15 protein-coding genes are annotated in these 20,151 nt (G+C 60.0%); 6 read left to right on the top strand and 9 right to left on the bottom strand.

Going from position 1 to position 20,151, the window contains the following annotated elements; translation table 11 throughout:
* The first annotated feature begins 128 nt into the window (after positions 1-128).
* Positions 129-1,508 carry an alkaline phosphatase D family protein gene (locus R3C19_15255; GenBank protein MEZ6061704.1) on the top strand — a complete coding sequence of 460 codons (1,380 nt, stop codon included), beginning with the start codon at positions 129-131 and terminating at the stop codon, positions 1,506-1,508.
* Positions 1,509-1,541: 33 nt separating this feature from the next.
* On the opposite strand, the gene R3C19_15250 is transcribed toward R3C19_15255, so the two are convergent.
* The 4 genes from R3C19_15250 to R3C19_15235 form a co-directional block, all read right to left on the bottom strand.
* Positions 1,542-3,626 carry a fused MFS/spermidine synthase gene (locus tag R3C19_15250; GenBank protein ID MEZ6061703.1) on the bottom strand — a complete coding sequence of 695 codons (2,085 nt, stop codon included), beginning with the start codon at positions 3,624-3,626 and terminating at the stop codon, positions 1,542-1,544.
* Positions 3,627-3,733: 107 nt separating this feature from the next.
* Complete coding sequence (locus R3C19_15245; protein ID MEZ6061702.1) at positions 3,734-5,842, bottom strand: hypothetical protein; 2,109 nt, start codon at positions 5,840-5,842, stop codon at positions 3,734-3,736.
* A complete protein-coding gene (locus R3C19_15240; protein MEZ6061701.1) occupies positions 5,842-7,023 on the bottom strand; it encodes an acyl-CoA thioester hydrolase/BAAT C-terminal domain-containing protein in 1,182 nt (393 codons plus the stop codon). Before R3C19_15240 ends, R3C19_15245 begins: the two co-directional genes overlap by 1 nt.
* Before the next feature lie 246 nt (positions 7,024-7,269).
* Positions 7,270-8,625, bottom strand: coding sequence for a thioredoxin-like domain-containing protein (locus R3C19_15235; GenBank protein ID MEZ6061700.1), 1,356 nt, complete (start codon positions 8,623-8,625; stop codon positions 7,270-7,272).
* A 269-nt stretch (positions 8,626-8,894) separates the two neighbouring features.
* On the opposite strand from R3C19_15235, the gene R3C19_15230 reads away from it, so the two are divergent.
* The gene (locus tag R3C19_15230; GenBank protein ID MEZ6061699.1) at positions 8,895-10,241 is read left to right on the top strand and encodes a Gfo/Idh/MocA family oxidoreductase; all 1,347 of its coding nucleotides are present in this window, start codon (positions 8,895-8,897) and stop codon (positions 10,239-10,241) included.
* 301 nt (positions 10,242-10,542) lie between these two features.
* Here R3C19_15230 and R3C19_15225 read toward each other — a convergent pair whose 3' ends face one another.
* The 3 genes from R3C19_15225 to R3C19_15215 all read right to left on the bottom strand — a co-directional run bounded on the left by R3C19_15225 (position 10,543) and on the right by R3C19_15215 (position 14,136).
* Positions 10,543-11,877, bottom strand: a complete 1,335-nt coding sequence (locus R3C19_15225; GenBank protein ID MEZ6061698.1) for a Gfo/Idh/MocA family oxidoreductase — start codon at positions 11,875-11,877, stop codon at positions 10,543-10,545.
* A gap of 30 nt (positions 11,878-11,907) precedes the next feature.
* Positions 11,908-13,206, bottom strand: a complete 1,299-nt coding sequence (locus R3C19_15220) for a hypothetical protein (GenBank protein ID MEZ6061697.1) — start codon at positions 13,204-13,206, stop codon at positions 11,908-11,910.
* Between the two features lie 126 nt (positions 13,207-13,332).
* Positions 13,333-14,136 carry a hypothetical protein gene (locus R3C19_15215; GenBank protein ID MEZ6061696.1) on the bottom strand — a complete coding sequence of 268 codons (804 nt, stop codon included), beginning with the start codon at positions 14,134-14,136 and terminating at the stop codon, positions 13,333-13,335.
* A 362-nt stretch (positions 14,137-14,498) separates the two neighbouring features.
* Here R3C19_15215 and R3C19_15210 point away from each other — a divergent pair, with 362 nt between their 5' ends.
* From R3C19_15210 to R3C19_15200, 3 genes are all read left to right on the top strand, one after another.
* On the top strand, positions 14,499-16,031 hold the full coding sequence (locus R3C19_15210) for a hypothetical protein (GenBank protein ID MEZ6061695.1): 1,533 nt from the start codon (positions 14,499-14,501) through the stop codon (positions 16,029-16,031).
* A 155-nt stretch (positions 16,032-16,186) separates the two neighbouring features.
* Positions 16,187-16,885 carry a hypothetical protein gene (locus R3C19_15205; GenBank protein ID MEZ6061694.1) on the top strand — a complete coding sequence of 233 codons (699 nt, stop codon included), beginning with the start codon at positions 16,187-16,189 and terminating at the stop codon, positions 16,883-16,885.
* A gap of 331 nt (positions 16,886-17,216) precedes the next feature.
* On the top strand, positions 17,217-17,780 hold the full coding sequence (locus R3C19_15200; GenBank protein MEZ6061693.1) for a hypothetical protein: 564 nt from the start codon (positions 17,217-17,219) through the stop codon (positions 17,778-17,780).
* 160 nt (positions 17,781-17,940) lie between these two features.
* Here R3C19_15200 and R3C19_15195 read toward each other — a convergent pair whose 3' ends face one another.
* Complete coding sequence (locus R3C19_15195) at positions 17,941-19,374, bottom strand: cytochrome P450 (protein MEZ6061692.1); 1,434 nt, start codon at positions 19,372-19,374, stop codon at positions 17,941-17,943.
* 77 nt (positions 19,375-19,451) lie between these two features.
* Entirely contained in the window at positions 19,452-19,634 is a 183-nt protein-coding gene (locus tag R3C19_15190; protein ID MEZ6061691.1) for a hypothetical protein, read from the bottom strand.
* Here R3C19_15190 and R3C19_15185 point away from each other — a divergent pair.
* Positions 19,629-20,102: a carbonic anhydrase gene (locus R3C19_15185; protein MEZ6061690.1), complete on the top strand. Its 474-nt coding sequence runs from the start codon at positions 19,629-19,631 to the stop codon at positions 20,100-20,102. The two genes, R3C19_15190 and R3C19_15185, sit on opposite strands and share 6 nt — an antisense overlap.
* Positions 20,103-20,151 lie beyond the last annotated feature (49 nt).

Here is a 20,151-nt window from a genome sequence, read left to right as displayed (position 1 = left end):
GGCTTTCCTGGGCGGCATTCTGTTTCTGTGTCTTTTCGTCAACGGCAATTTCGCAGTCTGTTTCGCCTCGGAACCCGCCGCCGGAACCGCCTGAGAACGCTCCGGAACCGGTCGCCGGAATGGGCATCATGGCTGGCGAAGTCACCAGTACATCGGCACTTGTCCAGGTCCGGCTCTCGCAGGATGCGGAGCTGGTAGACGGCGATCTGCCCGGGACGTGGGGCGTCGTCGAGTTCACTGTGAATACTGCGGACGGCGCACCAGCCACGCAACAGAAGCTCGCGCGAGCACTGCCGCAGCGTGATTTCATCGCGCGAGTCCACTTTCGCGATCTGCGGCCGGACACGAACTACGTCTGCACGACTCGCATCGGCCTGCGCCCTGATGCGCTGCGCGAGGGACCGACTGTGGACTTCAAGACGCATCCGGGGCGTTCGCTGGCGAAAAAGGTGTCGTTCGTCGTGGTCACCGGCATGAACTACGCGAAGTTCCACGGCGACAGCCGCATCGATCGCAAGCAGCATCTCATTGAAAACAACACCAATCTTCCGGCGCCTTATGCGGGTCCTGACAAGCATCTCGGATATCCGGCACTGGAGTCCATTCTGAAACTACGGCCGGACTTCTTCGTGGGCACAGGTGACAACGTCTACTACGACACTCCCGATAATCCTCGCGCGCAGACCGTTCCGGAGATGCGACAGAAATGGCATCAACAGTTTGTTCAGCCGCGATACCTGGACCTGTTTTCGCATGTGCCGACGTTCTGGATGGTTGATGACCATGACTATCGCGTCGACGACGGCGACAATACCGTTGAGTACCTGCCGCTGCCGGAAACCGGGCGCCGCATTCTTCTGGAGCAGTTGCCGTATGCGCCGGCTGACGAACCGGCGGCGAAGACCTACCGCACTCATCGCGTCAGTCGCGATCTGCAGATCTGGCTGCCGGAAAACCGGTTCTATCGCAGTCCCAATATCATGCCGGACGGCCCCGGAAAATCGATCTGGGGCGAAGAACAGAAACAGTGGCTGAAGGAAACGCTGCTGGCCAGTGATGCCGCATTCAAGCTGCTGATTTCACCAACGCCGATGATCGGACCCGACGATCTGCGGAAGACCGACAATCACTGCGATGTCGGTGGATTCCGACACGAGCGCGACGAATTCTTCCGATTCCTGAAAGAGAACGGCCTGGACCAGCAGAACTTCTTTATGATCTGCGGTGACCGGCACTGGCAATATCATGCTCTGGATCCGAGTGGATTCGAAGAGTTTTCGTGTGGTGCGCTGGTCGATGCGAATTCGCGGCTGGGACGCATGCCGGGTGATCCGCAGGGCACTGACCCGATGGGCCTGATCAAACACCTGCATACTCAGACGGAACGATCCGGCGGATTCCTGATGGTAACCTGTGAGCCTTCCGACGACGGTCAGCAAACCAGCCTGTCGTTTGACTTCTACGACGAGAAGGGCACGTCTCTTTACCATCACGAGAAACGCAAATAGTTTTCGCTCGATAAAGTCGCAGGCAGTTCGCAGTCAGCGCATGACCTGAAACAGATTGCTGAAGTCGTCGGTCCACAGCACCAGGTCGTGTTGCGGAGGAGCGACATCCCGGCGAAGGCGATCGTCGTCCAGCGATTCCGCGGTCCGCGACAACAGTACCCATTCGCTGCCGGGATCAACCACGGCCTTGAGCTCCGGAACGTAGATCGTCACCGAATGCAGTTGGTATTCGGCGGCGACGGCATCAACGACCGGTCTGAGTCCGAAATGCCGATTGGAAATATGAACGGCCACGATGCCGTCGTCGGCGACGTGCCGCAGGTACACGGCGAAGGCTTCGCGTGTCAGCAGATGCGTGGGGACGGCGTCTCCCGAAAAAGCGTCCAGGACCAGCAGATCATAGTTCTGCGGCGATTCCGCATTCATCAGCATTCGAGCGTCGCCCACAGCCGTTTCGATCGTCGCGGGAGATCGCTTCAGAAACGTGAAATACGTTTCCGCGTGGCGAACGACGTCCTGGTTGATCTCATAGAACCGCAACACATCGGATTCACGGCCATAGGCTGCCAGAGTACCGACCCCCAGTCCGGCCAGTCCCGCGCGGATCGCCGGTTTGCGGGACTGCAGCATTTCGATCGTGCGGCCGATACCTGTTCGGCGACTGTAGTAGGTTGTGGGAATCATCTGCCGGTCGGTTCGACGATACTGCACGCCGTGAATGATACTTCCATGACGCAGGACCAGAGCGTCGTTGTCGGCGTCCGGTTCGGTTTCCAGCACGCCATAGAAGTTTCGCGTCATGGCGATGGCGGTCTGAAAGCCTGACACTTCTTCAGTGAAGACCGTTCCCGCCACAACGACCGCAAGGATCAGACCAGCCAGGGCGACCAGCGGAATGCCGTTCGTGGTCATCCATTTGCCTTCGTCGAACAGGACGGCGGTTGCGGTTGCCAGGCCGGCCAGCAGGCACAGGTGCAGTTCCCAGAAATCCGGAAACAGCATTGGAGCAGCCACGGCCACCAGCAATCCTCCCGCCGCGCCGCCAGCAGACAGGAGCAGATAAAACGATGTCAGCTTCTGCGGGGAAGGCCGAAGCCTGGCGAGTTCGCCGTGGCACGTCATGCAGACACTGAACATCGCAGCGAACTCGATGCTCAGCCGCAGCGTCAGCGGCCACGTCAGACCGAACAGCATCATTCCGCACACGGCCATCAGCAGCGCGATCGTCGTGATCGCCCACCAGCGGCGCCGGTACCAGCGGTCGTGTTCGAAGCAAACGATAAACGACGCCAGGTAAAGCGACAGCGGGACGACCCACAGAAACGGCACAACGGCGATGCCCTGGCACACCTGGTTCGTCGTCGACAGATACGTGGCCGACGCCAGCATCGCAGGAACGAACCATGCCGCCGCGCGAGCAGTGCCAATCGCCGTGTCGGGTTTTGCATCGCCGTGTTCCGGAAGTTCGCCGATCGTGCGGACTTCTCGCTTCCACACACTGAACGCACAGGCCGCCACCAGCGCCGCGAATGCCCAGTAAGCGGCCATCCAGATGCGTGACTGAGCCCGCAGTGCCAGCAGCGGTTCGACAACAAACGGATACGACAGCAGCGCCAGCAGAGATCCGGCGTTGGACAGCGCATACAGCCGGTACGGCGAACGTCCGGGGTACGACTGGGCGAACCAGCTTTGAAGCAGTGGTCCCGTCGTCGCGAGCAAGAAATACGGCAGCCCGATCGTCGTCGCCAGCACCAAGATAATACTGATTACCGGTGAGTCCGTGTTTCCCGACTGCAACGTCGATTCCGGCAGGACTCGAAGCAGGAACAGCGTCGCGGCAATCAACGCGAGCTGGATTCCGATCTGTCCGCGGACGGAGACTCGGCTGGCCAGAAGATGGGACCACGCGTAGCCTCCGAACAACATGGCCTGAAAAAACAGCATGCATGTCGTCCACACACCCGGACTTCCGCCGAACCACGGCAGGATCGCCTTGCCGATCAGTGGCTGCACCTGGAACAACAAAAACGCGCTGACAAATACGGCTGCAGCGAAATGCGCAGTGGAAACCGGTGAGCGGTCCGCTCCGGCGGCAGGGTTGTCAGTTTGTGACTGCATCCGTCGAAGAATAGTGCGGGCCCCGGCGTCAGCTCAACGATAGACGCGCGTGTCGGCCGGCGCATCGGATTCGAAGCGAAGATCGCGTCCGGTTACTTGCCGACCAGTTACCTGGCGACCGGTGTCCTTCGAACGATGGTGCCTCGCATGTCGTCATCGGACGCGTAGGTATAGTGCAGGATTTCGCGGCCTGGTCTCTGTTCCAGCAGCGGCGGCTGATTCTGCTTTCGCGGGACCGCCACATAATCGACGGTGCGGGCAGTCAGAGGACGCTTCAGATCGTCGCGAGTCAGAACGACCGCTCCGTCGGCGGTCAGATGTTCCGTCCGGTCGGGTCTTCTGCGGGTGATGTCGATGAGGTGGCCGTCGTGATAGTGATATTCGTCCTGCCAGTCGATCGGCGTGACGATCAGCGGGTCGACATAATTTCCGCCGTTGGCCGGGTCACCATATTTGACGGACCGGATGCGGCCCTGATCGTCGTATTCGCGAGTTTCATTGTCGGGCCAATAGAACGAGATCAGCGCCGGCGCCGAATAGCGGGTGCCATTATGTGCGAAGACGCCGATGTCCACACGGTTTGTCTCCATCGTCGAACCTTCGGTCACCGGAAACCGTGAGTGGTATTGGATGTTCAGTTCCGCGACCGATGATTTCTTGTTCTGCGCTTTGATTGTGATCTTCCCCGGAACACCCTGGAGCACGACCCAGTGAAATGTCAGGTCGCGGTTGTTCAGATCTTTGCTGGCTTCCGCGGAAACCACCATTCGCCGCGACTGCTGAACAGAACGTCCAATTCGCGCGATGGCGGCGGGAGTCGTGAATAGCTGTTCTTTTGGCCCGATGTCGAAATAGTCTTTCCCGACCACCGGCTGATCTTCCTCTACAACGCTCAGCACGACCACAGGCGGCAGAGTGTCGAGTGTGATTTCATGAGCCATTCGGACCATCCGCAGCACGTCCAGGTTCTTTCCCTGAAAGACAACAGGGTGAGCTTTACCGTTCAGATAATCATCGTCGGACTGCACGGGCTTGTTACAACGGCGGAAGATCATCTGCACGGTGGGCATCAGCACAGCGTTTTCGGCCAGCTTCCGATGAACCTCCGGACGCAGCGCGGCGAGTGTCCGGGCGACTGCGTCCAGAAAGACTCGATCCGAACCCGAAGATCCCTGCGACGTGATCAAATACGGCGTATTGGCCGGATAGACATCACCATAGCCTCCGCCGCTGCCGTTGTGGCCCGGATCGTAGTCCTTGTGTTCGGGATAGATGTAAATGTGACTACCGAAATACTGCCCCGCCAGTCGGGCCGCGGACGCTCCGCCCGCATAGGCCAGGCGCGGCTGGCTGCGCCAGATTGCGGAATTGACAACAGCCGTTGAAGAATTGCCGATCACTGTTCCGTTGTATTGAAACGCGACCTGCAGTCCGTTGTCCAACTGCTCCGCCTTCGCGGCCTCGCTGTATTCAATGCGGGACAACTGCGGGAAGTCTCCGTACTTCATGTTGGAATGATCTTTGTCATGATTGTCGTACAGGACATTGGCCAGGCCCGCTGCTGTCCCTTCTTCCTGCCACTGCTTCAGCAGACTGCTGACTTCGTCGCTGCCGTTCACAATCGGCAGTTTGCTTTGGGCTTCGATTTCCTCAGCGGACTCGCGGCGAAAGAAAACGTGCAGCAGGCCGGACGCCGGGTTGAAGACCGTGTTGGATTCTTCCACCAGGGCGACATTGTCCGCGATCAGTCCGGGCGTGACTTTGCGAGTCTTCGCTTCGGGCGGCGGTTCATCGGCCTTTGCAAGCAGACTGTCCCAGTCGGCGTGTTCGTGCAGACTGTTCAGATCGCTGTCCGCCGTCATCAGCCGGGAACCGCGAAAACCGAGTTCGACGGCTTTCGTCAGAGTCGCCATTGCCTGGTCCGGCTTGCCAAGCTGAGCCTCGGCGCAGGCCAGGTTGTACCGGCTGACGGGATCGTCGGGAGCCAGCCGGGTGGCATCGTGAGAATACGTTTCCGCCAGAGTGTAGTTGTCCTGCTGAAACAGCGCCGTGATTAGCTGCCGCAGCCGATTAAGTTCCTGATGCCTGCGCGGCTGAGCGAACACGGAATCATCGTCGGCGCGCACGGACTGCCTGCCGCTGACCGACAGCGCGGCGGACAGAGCCAGCAGCATTGCGAAGGCGCAGGAAACAACGAGCGACTTGCGAGTATTCATCAGAACTCCAGCCAGCGGCGAAGGAACGGCTGCCAGGCCGCGGTAACGTCCGGATGATCGGCTTTATGCCCGCACGTCAGCGGTGCGTACTGCAGCCGATCGGAAATCCCCAGAAGGTCATAGACTTCGCGGGCTCGGTTCACGTACGCGATGCTTTGTCGGTCGTCGGAATGAACGGCGGTGTCCTGATCCGTGCTGCAGCCGATCACCATCATCGCGCGCGGCGCCGCCAGAGCCAGCAGTTCGTGATGGTTGCGTTCGAATCCCGGCCGCGCGGGATCGGCGTCCAGCAGACTGAACACGGTGCCGCGAAGTTCCGCATCCGGATATCCAGGCGTTTGGATGTCGTCGAACCGGTGCCGCCAGTCCAGATACCATTCGTCGTGATAGTTCGTGTCGCCGTGCATCGCCAGGTGCGGATCGATCGAAACCGTGGCCTTGATGTCGTCAGAAAATGCCGCCACATACAGCGCCGACTTGGCGCTCAGCGAGAATCCCATGAAGCCGATCCGTTCGGGATCGACGGCGGGCACCGCTGCCTTCAGGTATTCAACTTCACGCTGAACGTCATCGACCATTTTCGCCATCGGAAGCCAGTGACCAAAGCGGTCATAGACTGCCTTATTGACACCGTTGCGATAGCTGATTCCGTTGCGGTAGTTGCGGATGTGAGCCCAGCCGGTCAGCACCACGCAGCCGTGCTGAGCCAGCCACCGGCCCCACCATTCTTCCGGTTGCCGGTAGTCGGGACCGGTGGATGTCCAGGCGATGACGGCCGGGCATTGTCCCGGTTCGGCGTTGTCGGGAATCAGCAGTACGTGCGGCTGCAGGAAGTCGGTTTCGATGGGGATTTGCAGTTCGATTCGGGTATAGCCGTCCTTCTGTTCGCGGTTGATTTCGACCGACTTTGTGATGTCGCCGAACCAGCGAGCGTCTTCGGGCGCCGGCCGCAGTTTGCCGAGAATTCGCCTCCAGTGAGCAATCAGTTCCGGCCGGCGAGATTCAAACCACTGTTCCTTCGATGTCACCGGCTGGCCCGAATCCGTAACAAGCAGCGAGGGCAGATCGAATTCGTGCTGCCGCTGCATCAGCGGATGAGCGGACTTCGGCGGCGTGTGATATCTGAACTGCGCCGAAACGGAGTTGCAGGCAATCAGGCCGACGATCAGGCACGCGGCCATTCGAGTCAGGCGTGACCGCACCGGGCGGGAAACGCCGCGTGAGTCTGTCTTCGTCAACAACCGGCAACGGCCATGCTGGCGGACTGACATCGCGCCGCTCAGCGAAACGTCCGAAGCCCGCGACCGTGTCGGCCGACAGGCGTCGCGCCGTTTTCGTGTGATGCTGTTCGACGGCGGATGAAATGACGGCATCGACGATTCTCCAGCGATCCGGATGTCCCGGTCGCCGGATGGTCAGCGGCCGGATCAGAACAGCTTACGCATTTCTTCGACCAGCGTCGCGTGTCCAACGTCAACAGCGCTGACAACACCGTCTTTCTTAACGATCCACACGCTGGGATTTTTCGACACGCCCCAGAAACGAACCAGCGGACTGTCCCACGATCGCTGTTCCTGGCTGGCGAAGAAAATCTGCCGGCCGGGGACGGAATTTTTTTCCAGGAAGTCATTCAGAGCGACTTCCTCTTCATCCAGATTGACGCCGACAAAGCGTACCTGTTCGGACAATTTGGTATTCGCCTGTTGCAGCAGCGGCAGCAGGTCCGTCACAAATTCCTCGCTTTCGCTTTCCCAGAAATAGATCACTGTGATCTTGCCGGGAAACTCGTCGGAACTGATGTAGCCGCCTTCCAGAGTGGGCCCCGAAAACTGCGACAACGGCTGACCGGGCAGCGCCAGACGGCGCAGTACACCGGCCGCTTCCTGTCCCTGCGACGTGTCAGGCCATTTTTCCGCCAGGGCCGAATAGCACAGTTTTGCTTCCGTCATCAGCCGTGTGCGTTCATCGGCCGAATCCGTGACGACAGAGTGCATTTCGCAGCTTCGTCCCGCGCCGAACAGCAACTGCACGGCACGCGCCGACTGATCCGGAAACCGATCGGCAAATTCACGAGCCCAGCGGGAGAAGTTTTCGAACCAGACAGTGTTCTCACCGCCCTGAAGTCGCGCTTTGGTGTGAGCAAACTTCGCCAGATAGTAGACGCCTTCCATCGCGCCAACCGATTCCGGATCGCGATCGTTCAGCGCTTCGACGTCGGCGTAGAGCTGATCGATGTCGTCCTTCGAGCCTGCCAGTGCCAGTTGAAACCGCGCTTCCAGCAATTGACTGATGGCCTGGTTGAAGACCGCCTGCTTTTCCGTGTCCTCCACGGTTAGCGCCAGCACACGAGTGGCCAGGTCGATGATTTCCAGGTTGCGGTCCCGCCGCGCTGCGCGAGCCTGTTCCAGATCGCTGGGGACCGGTGCCAGCCGCAGTTTTTGAATCTTCTGCAGCGTTTCCATCGCCTCATCGCCGGGCGCCGGGGGCGCGTCCGGCTGCGAGGCCGAATTCGCGACCGCTGAACCGCCATCCGGCGGAAGACTCTCTTCTTTCGGATTCGACAGTGACGCCGTCACCGCGGGAACAGCACTGCCCGACGACGTCGGCGCGGAATGATGGGTGGTCTCAGGCAATGTGCCGGCGACGTCTGCCGGATCAGACGCACCACGCGACGCCGCAGTTCCGGATTCATTCGAGTTCGCGGTTGACGGCGTCTCCGTTTTGCCACAACCCGCCAGCAGCAGACAAATCACGCATCCGGTCAGTGAAATCATCAATCGCATCGGTCATCGATCCTTCGATCTGCAAATCACCGGGCATCCCTTTGACTGGAATACCACACGGTTTCTGGAACTTCCCCAGACCGAAATCTAGGGAAATCCAGGAATTTCGAGAATACGAATTCGTTGGCGACGCTGTCCGGACCCGGTCCGATTCTCGTACGATGATGCGTCAGTACCAACCGCGTGAATTTTCCGTTCCTGTGAGCGGAGGTCGCGCGGGCATCCGGCTTCGTCCTGCCCTGTTCGATTTTCCGTTTCGGAGCGTCCCGATGAAAAAGAGTCTCGCGTCCCTCGGCACCAGCCGTTCCATTTCACGTCGCCGGATGTTGACGACTTCCGGAGCGGCGGCTCTGACAGTCGCGGCGGGCGACTGGTTCACGGAAGGTCTGTTCAGCAGTCGCCGGGCGATCGGGCAGGAATCGAAAAACGACCGTCCCCGCATCGGCTGTATCGGAACCGGCGGCCAGGGAACGTACATCGGCGAGCGAGCGAAGAATTACGGCGACATTGTGGCGGTGTGCGACGTGCAGCGGCAGCACGCCGAACGAGCAAAGGAGCGTTTCGGCGGAAAGGCTGATATCTACGAAGACTACAACGAACTGCTGAAACGAAGCGATATCGATGCCGTCACGATTGGTACTCCCGACCACTGGCACACGGCTCCGGTGCTGGCCGCTCTGAAAGCCGGCAAGCACATCTATTGCGAGAAGCCGCTCACTCTGACGATCGACGAAGGCAAACTGATCGTCGCCGCTGTGAAGGAATCGGGGAAGACATTTCAGGTCGGCACGATGCAGCGAACCGACATGCCTCAGTTCGCGCGAGCGGTCGCGACGGCTCGCAGCGGACAGCTTGGAAAAATCCTGCGGGTCGACGTCGTTTTGCCGGGGCCGGCTCCCGCCGGTGGTCCCTATGAAAACAAGCCCGTTCCGGATGGACTGAACTGGGATCGCTGGCTGGGCCAGACCCCGTTGGTTGAATACTGCACAGAACGATGCCACGGTTCCTTTCGCTGGTGGTTTGAATACTCCGGCGGAATGATGACCGACTGGGGTGCTCACTATGTCGACATCGCTCACTGGGCGCTCGACTGCGAAGAATCCGGTCCGCTGGCCATCGACGGATCGGCCACGAAACTTCCCAACATTCCCAACGGCTACAACACGCCGACGGACTACAGCGTCGACATGATGTACCCGCACGACGTCAACGTGAAGATCACGTCCGGCGGCGATCATGGCGTGCTGATCACGGGCGAGAAGGGACGCATCTTCGTGGATCGCGGAAAGATCACCGGCAAGCCCATCGAAGAACAGGACGCGGACGAAGGACTGAAGTCAAAGATCCTGGATTCCGCAACAGCGCTGTTCAAAGGCAACACCGCTCGCATGGGCGACCACATGGGCAACTTCTTCGAAGCGTTCCTGCACGGCAAACACCCGGTGTCCGACGTCGTCAGTCAGCACCGAGTTGTCTCGGCGTGTCACCTGGCAAATATCTCCATTCGCCTTGGCCGTGCGATCAACTGGGATTCCGCGAAGGAAATGATCACCGGCGACGACGAAGCCAACACCTGGCTGTCTCGCGAGCAGCGCGAGGGATACCGAATCGGCTGAGGTTCCGGCTGACTAATCGCCGACGCCGCATTGGCCACACGGGAGCCAGAACAACCTCTTCCGGCACAGCGTCCGCGCAACCACCTCTCCCAGGCGCAGCCGACCGGGAGAGGTCGGGCGAGCGGAGCGATGCCCGGGAGAGGGCAGACCGCGCATTCAACGCACTGCCCACGCAGAGCAACCAACGCGCGGACGGACCCTCCCCCGAACTTGCTTCGCTCGTTCGAACCCTCCCAGTTGGCCTTCGGCCGGGAGGGGTGGAATGCAAGCCGCGCTTCCGCGCGCGGCGACCGCCAACCGGTCAGGCGTCGATCGCGGGCAGGCCGAACGGCTCGCGGTATTGCTTCGTCAGCAACGCGTTCGCCTGTTCGTTTCCAGGAAAAGTTCCGGTTTGCTCATCGAAATCCAGACGTCCGGTCGTGCGGTATGCGATCTCGGCCAGATGGACCAGAGCACAGCTTCGATGAGCGGTCTCGGCGGATGCCTTCGTGGGAGTCCGCACGCGCACGGCCTGCAGGAACTCGGCCATGTGTTCAGGATAACCTCGCTGGCCGCGCAGTTCCCTGCCCTCCGTCGGCCCCGGCGTTCCCTTCGAACCCAGAAACACACTGAATGCTCCGCGACGTGAAAACACCATGAAGCCTTCGGTTCCGTAGAAAACATTGCCGTTGTCGAACCCGTGCAACCCGTATGCGGTGAACGGATAATTTTCGTAGATCAGCAACCGGCCGTCGGGATACTCGAACGTCACGTTCATGTTGTCGGGATAGTCGCTGGCATCGCCGGGCGGCAGCATACGGCCGCCGCGAGCGGTGATTTGTTTCGGCAGCGTGTCGATGCCGAGTCCCCACGCGGCCATGTCGAGATCGTGAATGCCGTCGTCACCGATTTCGCCGTTGCCGTAGTCCGTGAACATCCGCCACGTCTGATGAAAGCGATACGGATTGAACGGACGTTTCGGAGCCGGACCCAGCCAGCGGTCATAGTCGACACCTGCCGGAGGCGTCCCGTCGGGCAGTGGCTTCCGGACGGTGCGCATTTCCGCCGTCCATGCGCGAGCGACCCGGATATCGCCGATGATGCCGTCCTTCAGCAGTTCGCCCGCCTTTTTGGTCACCGGACTGTTTCGCATCTGGCTTCCCTGCTGAACCACGCGGCCGAATTTTTTCGCGGCTGCGATAATCACCGGCCCTTCGCTGAAGACGTGCGAGATCGGCTTTTCGATGTAGACGTCTTTGCCCGACTGCATCGCACGCAACGCGATCGGCGCGTGCCACTGGTGCGGTGTGGCAATGATGACGGCGTCTACGTCGCGGTCTGAAATGACGTCTTCGAACTCAGCCGTCCGCTTCGGCGCGGCGGGCTGGAAGTCGCGCGTGACGAGGCGGTCCATTTTTTCGATCTGAGCCGGATCGACATCGCACAACCAGGCAATCGACACCGCTTCGCCGCGTTCCACAAGCCCCTTCACGTGGAATGTCATGATTCCGCCGCAGCCGATGATGCCCAGACGAATTGTCACGGGCTTCTGTTCCTGCGCCGCGTGAGCACCTTTGATCGCGGATGCAGCACCAAGGACCGCAGCGGAGTGAGTCACATCACACAGAAAATCACGACGGCTGCCGGATGACTTCATTCGTTCTCTCCCAGATCGGCGGACTGCGGCTCACCGGGCGAGCGCGGGCGGGGCCAGCAAGTCCACATGCGGGGCGTGAGGATAGTGGACGGGTTTGTAAGCGATCTCCAATTCGGGAGTCTCCAGACGCGCCCCGCCGCGGGCTCGCGACGTCAGGACGCGGTCAAGGACACCACTGGTCAGCAGCGTGCGTTCGACAGGATAGGTCGGCTGGCCGGTGTGAACCATGCGTTCAATGGCCTTCAACAGATACGCGAAGTGAGGATAGCGCGGTTCTGTGCGTTCATCGAAAGCCGTGGCCAGAGGTTCCGTCCGGTTCCGGAGTTTCACGCCGATGGAGGTTCCTGCGATGCAGCTCAGCATGAAGATCGCGCCCTTCAGTCCGTCGCGATATTCGAACAGAAACAGTCCGGCCTTGTCGTCCTGGCGAATGTCCGGATTGTCCGACTTCGGAACTGCGGCAACCGCGGCATCAAGTGCGGTTTGCGAAACCGCGCCGTCGTCGACAGCCTTCCAGATTGCAGGACCCTCGAGAAACTGCACCGATCGGACACCCTGTTCCGCACCACGGCGGCGTTCGACGTGGTACTGAAAAAATTCCAGCGCGTGAATTCCGTAGATCTCGAACCCGCTGTAGCCGATTCCCACCGCGGCCTCGATGTCGCAGCCCGTGGGCAGATCAATTGCACTGGTCCGATACCCGGCCGGCAGCGACGAACCGGCCATGAATGGAATCTGCAATTGCCGCGCGCGATCGTACATCCAGCGCGCGTCGCTCCAGGCCGGCCCGAGATGCTTGTCATTGAACACCGGCACGACGCGGTCGTATTTTTCGAACGTCGCCGTGATTTCTTCCATGAACCGACGCCGGGGATAAAGCTTTTGTCCGATCTCGTTATCGGGATAGTCGCCGTGTTCGCCGATGCTCAGTACCGCGTCGACCGGGATCCGATCTTCGCCGACGGTGACAGCCTGTTCGATCGAACTGAAGACCGGCACGCCGTACTTTTCGCAGATCGCACGGCCGATGTCGGTGTCGGGCTGCTGTTCGACATAGACCGAGGCCAGCTTCAGCGCCGGTCCGGGGCCTCCGTCCTGCTTCCAGCCTTCCAGGATCTTGCCGAGAATGACGTCGGCGTGCGAATTCCTGAAATAAATCGTGACCACAGCGGCCACGGACTTCGGCTGAACCGGTTGAGCGGCCGTCGCGACGTCCTGTGCAAAAGCATGTGCGCCCCAATAGCCGGCCGCCACACTGCCGACCGCAAGTTTCAGACAGTCGCGGCGTGACCGCGCCGCCGGAGAACCAGTTCGGTCTTTTTTGATCATGGCTGCCCCGCTCTTGTGTATCGACGATCCGGTTGACATGAGTCGCAGGAACAATGTGCCGGCGATTCTCAATGTCCGCTGCACCGCTGCCGGATTGACGCCGCGGGTGCTGCGGACACCGTGATCTTAACGAGGCTTGCTGTGGATTGAACTCAGCGCTGATTCCGTGTGTGCTGAGTCCCTGTCGCTGTGCTGCCGCGTGTCCTGAGATGTCCCGAATTTGCTGACCATGCTCTCGTAAAAACTCGGCCGGTACGAAGCGATGAAACACAACAGCGACGACAACACGGCGATCCGCGTGTACCCGCTCTGCACGAATTCACCTCCGGACGGTGGCGTCAGCGACCCCACGACGGCCAGTTCATTCAGCAGCGTGAACAGGTACACAAAGAATGCTCGGGTGCATGCCATTCGATAGTCGGGCAGTTCCGCCGTGGATCCGTTTCCGGACACATGAACCTCCGGTCGAGCAGCGCGCCGAAGTTCCTTGTGTCGCCGGTTTTCCCAGCGGTTGACTTCGCCCATCGATGACGCCATCACGCAAAGGAACGCGAGATTCGTCCAGGTCCAGAACAACAGGCAAAACGGAATCACGCACACAGCGCCGGCCAGTCCCACCGATGCACCCGGCTTCGCGTGCGGCGTGAAGACGGTGTTCGGCATCTCACCGGCACCAAAGATGTGATTCAAAAAACCGGTCGCGGGAAACCAGATGCCACCGAACAGCAAAGCCAGCCACAACAGAAACGGAACGTAGCCGTGGCTCCACTGGTCGATCCCTTTCGCGACGTGCTGCGTCCAGCGAACCAGGGAGACGAGTCGCGTCGGAGGCCGGCGCTGCTGCGGCCTGGGCGACGACTCGACGATCTCTGCCGTCGCGTCACTTGAGTCGGACGTCAGGTCGGACGTGCCGTCAACGGTGATGGACATGCGCAGTGCCTTTCTTTGTTGTCAATCAGGATGCCGCGACGCTGGAAAAATCGCTCTTCAGCACGTCGGTGCGGACCACGCGGTTTCCATCATTTTGGTGTGAACATGCGATGTCCACCCGGTCCTCCTGATGAATCGGTTTTTTCGCCATTTTCCCGCCACACGGCCGCGCAGCCCGTTCCGAACGTCTGTTCGGAGCGCAGGAGTGCGTTCGGTGGTTCTGGCAAGGTGCCCGCTTTACGATGGTCGGTAGCCACGTGCGACGATGTTTGCGGCCATGACGTCCGTTGCCCGCCAGCCAGTGCCCCGGGACCTCGTCGTCCGACACCACGATTTCCGCCTGAAGCAGAAAGCAATCCGCAGTGACCACGATTTCCGGACAAGCTCATCGGATCGCAATTGTTCTTGCCGCCCTGCTGATGGCCGTCGTCGCACAGCCGGAATCCTTAAACGCAGGGCAACTGATGGCCGGAGCCGCCCGCGTCGACATCACAAGTCCCACAGCCGGCCCGGCTCACGGTCGTTTGCACGCTCGCGCGCTCGTGCTGCAGGACGGTGACACAACCGCTGTCGTGGTCACGCTCGATGTCGTGGCGATCGGAGAAATCGGTCATATCGGAAACGACTTTCTTCCCGCGGTCCGGGCACGCGTCAGCGATGAACTGGGAATTCTGCCGCGGAATATTCTGGTCAATGCCAGCCACTGTCACGGAATCCCGTGCGACGACGTCGCGGACAAGACTGTGCAGGCGATTGTCGAAGCGGCTGGCAGGCTCGTTCCGGTTCGCGCGGGCGTCGGGCGAGGACATGAAGACCGCATCATGGAAAACCGGCGGCTGAAACTGAACGATGGCCGCGAAATCGACGTGCGGCATGCGTATTCCATGCCTCCCGATGAGGATGTTGCGGAAGTCGGTCCGATCGACCCGGAGATTGGCGTGCTAAGACTCGACCGCGAGGACGGCAGCGTGCTGGCGGTCGTCTACAACTTTGCCTGCCATCCGATTCAGGGAGTTCCCGGAGGTCTCAACACGTCCGACATCACGGGCTTCGCGTCTCAGGTTATTGAGGACAATCTGGACAAAGACGCCGTCGCACTGTTTGTTCAGGGCTGCGGAGGCGACATCAATCCCGCGTTCTACAAGGACGTCAGTCTGCCCAGAAACGCGGAACCGCTCGGACAGACGCTGGGACTAAGCACACTGAAGGCCGTCCGCCGTGTCGTCTGCGAAAGTGACGGACCTTTGCGGGTCCTGAACGAATCCATCGAACTTCCGCGAGCCGACCTGTCCGAACGCATCACCGCGATGGAGGCTGAAAAGGAACGACTGCTGCGTTCGCTGGGCGGCACTACGCTGAATCTGAAGACGTTTCTGCCGCTCGTTGTCCGCTACCGACTGGACGACAACTTTCCTTCATACTATTCCCACAGCTACCTGAACGAGCGGCAGCTTGGAAGGAACCATCTCGAACGGCTGGACGACGAAAACCGCCGAGCCATCGACCAGTACATCCGCAACATCCACACCATGGAGCAACTCACCCGACTGCAGACCAACCAGCGACTGCTGGAAAAACATCAGGCGCACTATGTCGCAGCCGGCCGCAGAACCGTCGACGCAGAAGTCGCAGGACTTCGCGTGGGAACGTTCCGCCTGGTCACGTTTCCCGGAGAACTGACCGTTCAGATTGGTCTGAACCTGAAGTCGCGATCGCCGTTTGAGAACACGTTCGTCGCCGGCTACACCAACGGCTACCTCTACTATTCGCCGACGGCCGAACAACTCAGAAACGTCGGCAACGCTCAGGAGGACAGCGACTGCCTGCTGGCCCCCGAATGGCAGGCCATCTTCGAACAGAAGGCGCTGGACGTTCTGGCGAAACTGGGCGACTGACCGCGCTTGCGTGGCGTCCGCTTGTGGAGATCACACGACGACGGCATGTGGCCTTTCGCCGGCGATTGTTGAGGCAGGAAGGGCAGACAGTTCGAGGGCCGGCTGTTGTCTCGGCGGGAGTGTGACGCCGATCCGACCATGAGCGGGAATCCGCAATGAAACGCATCCTGACAAGTCTTGCCGTGTACTCGGTGGCCATGGCGCTTCTGGAAGCCGCCGTGGTCGTTTACATGCGCAAGCTGTATTACCCCGATGATCCGCTGCAGATCTTCCCGCTGAAGTTCCTCAGCGCCTACGACGCCGTGCTGGAACTCAGCCGGGAAGCCGCAACGGTAGCGATGATCCTGGCCGTTGCGTTTCTGGCGGAGCGGACGTCGCAGACACGTACTTTTGCCGCGTTCGTTTTCGTGTTCGGCGTGTGGGACCTGTTCTACTACTTATGGCTGAAAGTCCTGATGGGCTGGCCGGTTTCCTGGCTGGAATGGGACGTGTTGTTCCTGATTCCCAGTGTGTGGCTGGGTCCGTGGCTCTGTCCGGCAATGATTTCCGTGCTGTTCATCGCGTGGGGATACTTCACGCTGCAATCCACCAGAAACATCTGTTTCACGCGAAACAGCGTTGCGGTCTTCGTGGCGGGTGCCGTACTGGGACTGGTGGCATTTCTTCAGCCGGCGGCCGGCGAATTGAGCGCAGGCGGAATGGCGCAACTGAGCCAATACACGCCCGGAGATTTCTGGTGGTGGCTGTTCGTTCCGGCATTGGCGATCATGGCAGCGGGACTGGGAATGACGATTCGCGCCACGGAGCGCGACGAGCTGTCCGGCAACTGCGATTCGAGTGGTTCGTGTGATTGATAAACGCGCAGCACCGGGGCGAGCGGCGGATCAGAACTTCTCTGCCGATGCTGGCAGCACCAAAAGCGTTGTGGACGCTGCCAGCGTGCGCGTCGGTAAATTCTCATTCGCAGAACGCCCTGGAACATTGACGTTCCGTTGAAGAGTGCGGACTCCCACAGGCGTAAACGCCTGGCAATGCCACTTCAATTCGACACTGATACTTTCGGTTTCAGGAATAAATTCAGGAAACCATGGTCCAGCCAATCCGAAACTATTCGGCGGCGAATGCACGTTCAAAGTCGATCCATTCGCGGGTGCAACCTCTCGTGTCCCTCTGGAGTAAGCTGTAATGCCTGCGTTCAAAATTGCCTGCGGAACCCACAAGGGTAAAAAGATCGACGTGTCGTCATACACAGCGACGGTGGACGGCGTTGAGATCCGCATTTCCCACAACGTCCCGACAATCGCTGGCAAGTCGCTGCGGTGGGTCCAGACGGTCGCGGAAAACGGATCGTTCTACAAGGCGTGCAAGCTCAAGGCATACGTCGACCCCTGGGGCCCCACGGGTACAAACGATCCGGTAACCGGAAACGAAATCTGTGCCGCCGACGACGCTCAGCCGTACTATTGGACGGACGCGGAGTTTACCGGCGGCCAGGGACCGGGATTCTATGACAAACCGAGTGAACCCGCACCGGCCAGCGGCAGCACCTGGATTCGCTTTGTGACATCACTGTCGGAGGTCGATGGAACCAGAATCACCACGCTGGTGTCCGTCGTTTGGGGATTCGACCGACTGTCGGGCGGCAAGGTGAATGTCGTAAAAGTGCGGTACGCCACTCAGGCTGAGAATCTGGGGCACCGAAGTATCCTCGCAAAGATGTATCCGGCCTATAAGTTCCGTCTTCCATAGCCCGGATTATTCACGCTGACCGGGAAATGGGACTGGCTCCGAGCGCAAGACGCGGATGCAGTACACGTTCGCCGATCTTCCGTTCGGTACCTCTTAACCTTGCGGCGCACACGCTGCGGGACCACTGACTGGTCGGTCGAGTCACTGCATCCGGCGAACGCTATGCAGCTCGCCGCTGTTCAACAACGGCCTGCCGTGGAAGCCGGACGAGGTCATGGATTGTTCCGGTGACCGGGGCGAGTCCTGGAATCGATTCCGTCGGCAGCAGCTTGCTTTCGATCGTGCTGGTCGGGGCGAGCATCGTTGAAACGACCTGGCCGTTGACCGTCGAACCCGGTTCAATCTGGAAGTGGAACCGTTTCAGGATGATCGTCAATGCCGTGCGCAGTTCGACCATCGCCAGCGGTGCTCCAATGCACATCCGCGGCCCGGCTCCGAAAGGTAGGTATTCGTACGGTGACGGATTGATCGTGTCCCAGCGTTCCGGGCGGAAGACATCCGGTTCGTCGAAGAGGTCCGGCCGGTGATGAGTGATGTACTGGCTGAAGATGATCGGTGTGCCCTGCCTTAAATTCAGTGGTCCCAGTGTCACGGGTTCGGCACAGATTCGCTGCGAGTACGATGAAGCCGGCAGGACTCGCATGCTTTCGCGAATCACCTGGTCCATGTAAGTCAGCCGGTCGGCTTCAACAGGCGCCGGAACCGGTCCGTCGACGGCGGAATCCAGTTCGGCCTGCAGTTTCTTCATCACCTCCGGATGTTGAGCCAGCAGGAACAGCGTCCAGCTCAGCGTGTGAGCGGTCGTCAGATGCGCGGCGGCGAACAGCAGAGTCGTGTGGCCGACCAGTTGATCGTCCGACAGTCCTCCCCCGCCCTGCTGTGCCTGGAACAGCAGACTCAGAATGTCGATGCGTTCGGAATTCCGTCGGCGGTGCTTTTCGAACATCTGCTCGACACAGGCTTCCAGTTCGTCAGCCATCGACAGCAGCGTTTCGTAACGTTCGGGAAACTCCGGCGACGACACCAAAGCTCCCATGCCGACTTCGTGATTGCGATGAACCCAGCGGTCCACCATCCGCCCGAGTTCTGTTGAGTACCCGGCATCGTCGACACCGAACAGCAGCGCCGCTGTTAGACGCAGCATGTATTGGGTCATTTCGGAATTCAGGTCTCGCCGCTGGCCGATGTCCCAGTCTTCGATGAGTTCCTGAGTGATGTCGCAGATCGTGTCGTGGTAGCCGGGCAGAGTCTTCTTGCTGAAGACGTCCATCAGAATTCGGCGGCCTTCGCGGTGTTCAGCACCGTTCTGACTCAGCAGGCCCGATGTCACTCGACGCTGTGCCGACCGCCGACCTCCCCGCACGGCGAAGAACTGCGAATGGAACCGCTTGGAATCGGACAACACCTGGCGGTTGTATTCGGGGCCGAATATGAAAACGAGCCGCTGGCCATCGTCTTCCAGAACAGCAAGATCGCCGTGTCGGGCGTGGAGCCGCTTCATGCAGGCGATCGGGTCTTCCGGAAACTGCAGCAGCGATCCGCGAGAAATCGGCAAATGCGCCTGATCCAGACGCAGCGAAGCAGAGTTGTCCATGTCTGTCATCCCTGACAAATTTACGCCCGGATTCCATTCCGGGACAGCAGTCAAGTTTTAGCGAAAACCGGTGTTCTTCACCAGATGATATCGGTCACGCTGAACGACCGTTCCTCGGCGAATCGGACCGAAATCTTGCCGTGTTTTCCCGGTTCCACCAGAATCACGGGCGGTCCAGGCCGAAGAATGGCGGCCAGTCGCTTTCGTCCAATAACGCCCCGCCCGGACACGGCATTGCGGTACGACTGAAACTCATGCATCCTGACGATCGCCCGGTCTTCTTCGAAAGTTCAGCACCGTTCGAAAGAACGCGCATCCGAGCCGCCGCCGTGTACTGCAGCGATGGCCGTTTCGGTGAACAGTTCGACGACCTGCTGCAAAATGCGCTGCAGTTGCCGCGCTACGACCGTCTGGCTGTGCCGGGCGGTTCGGCCTGCCTGGCGCGCCATTTTGCCACATATCGCGAAGAAGAAGGTGTCTTCGAACAACTGCGGTTTCTGGTCAGCGTCCACGGCCTGGAACGCGTTGTCCTGATCGCCCACGAAAACTGTGCGTTCTATTCGGAGCGACTTTGTATCTCGCCGCTGCAACTGGAATCTCAACAGCGGGAAGACATGCAGAAGGCGGTCCGGCGAGTCCGGTCGCTGTCGTCGACACTGGCGGTCAGCGCGTTCTTCGCCCGAACGCGCGGCATCGGCACCGTTCAATTCGAAGAAGTCGATCTGTAAACTTGTTTGTTCCCTGTTCGGCGGGGCTCGGTGACGCCTTCCAAAGAAA

The organism is Planctomycetaceae bacterium (assembly GCA_041398785.1).
In the GTDB taxonomy this organism is placed as follows: Bacteria; Planctomycetota; Planctomycetia; order Planctomycetales; family Planctomycetaceae; genus JAWKUA01.
The sequence above is the reverse complement of the archived record's forward strand: the minus strand, read 5'-3'. Positions and strand labels throughout refer to the sequence as shown.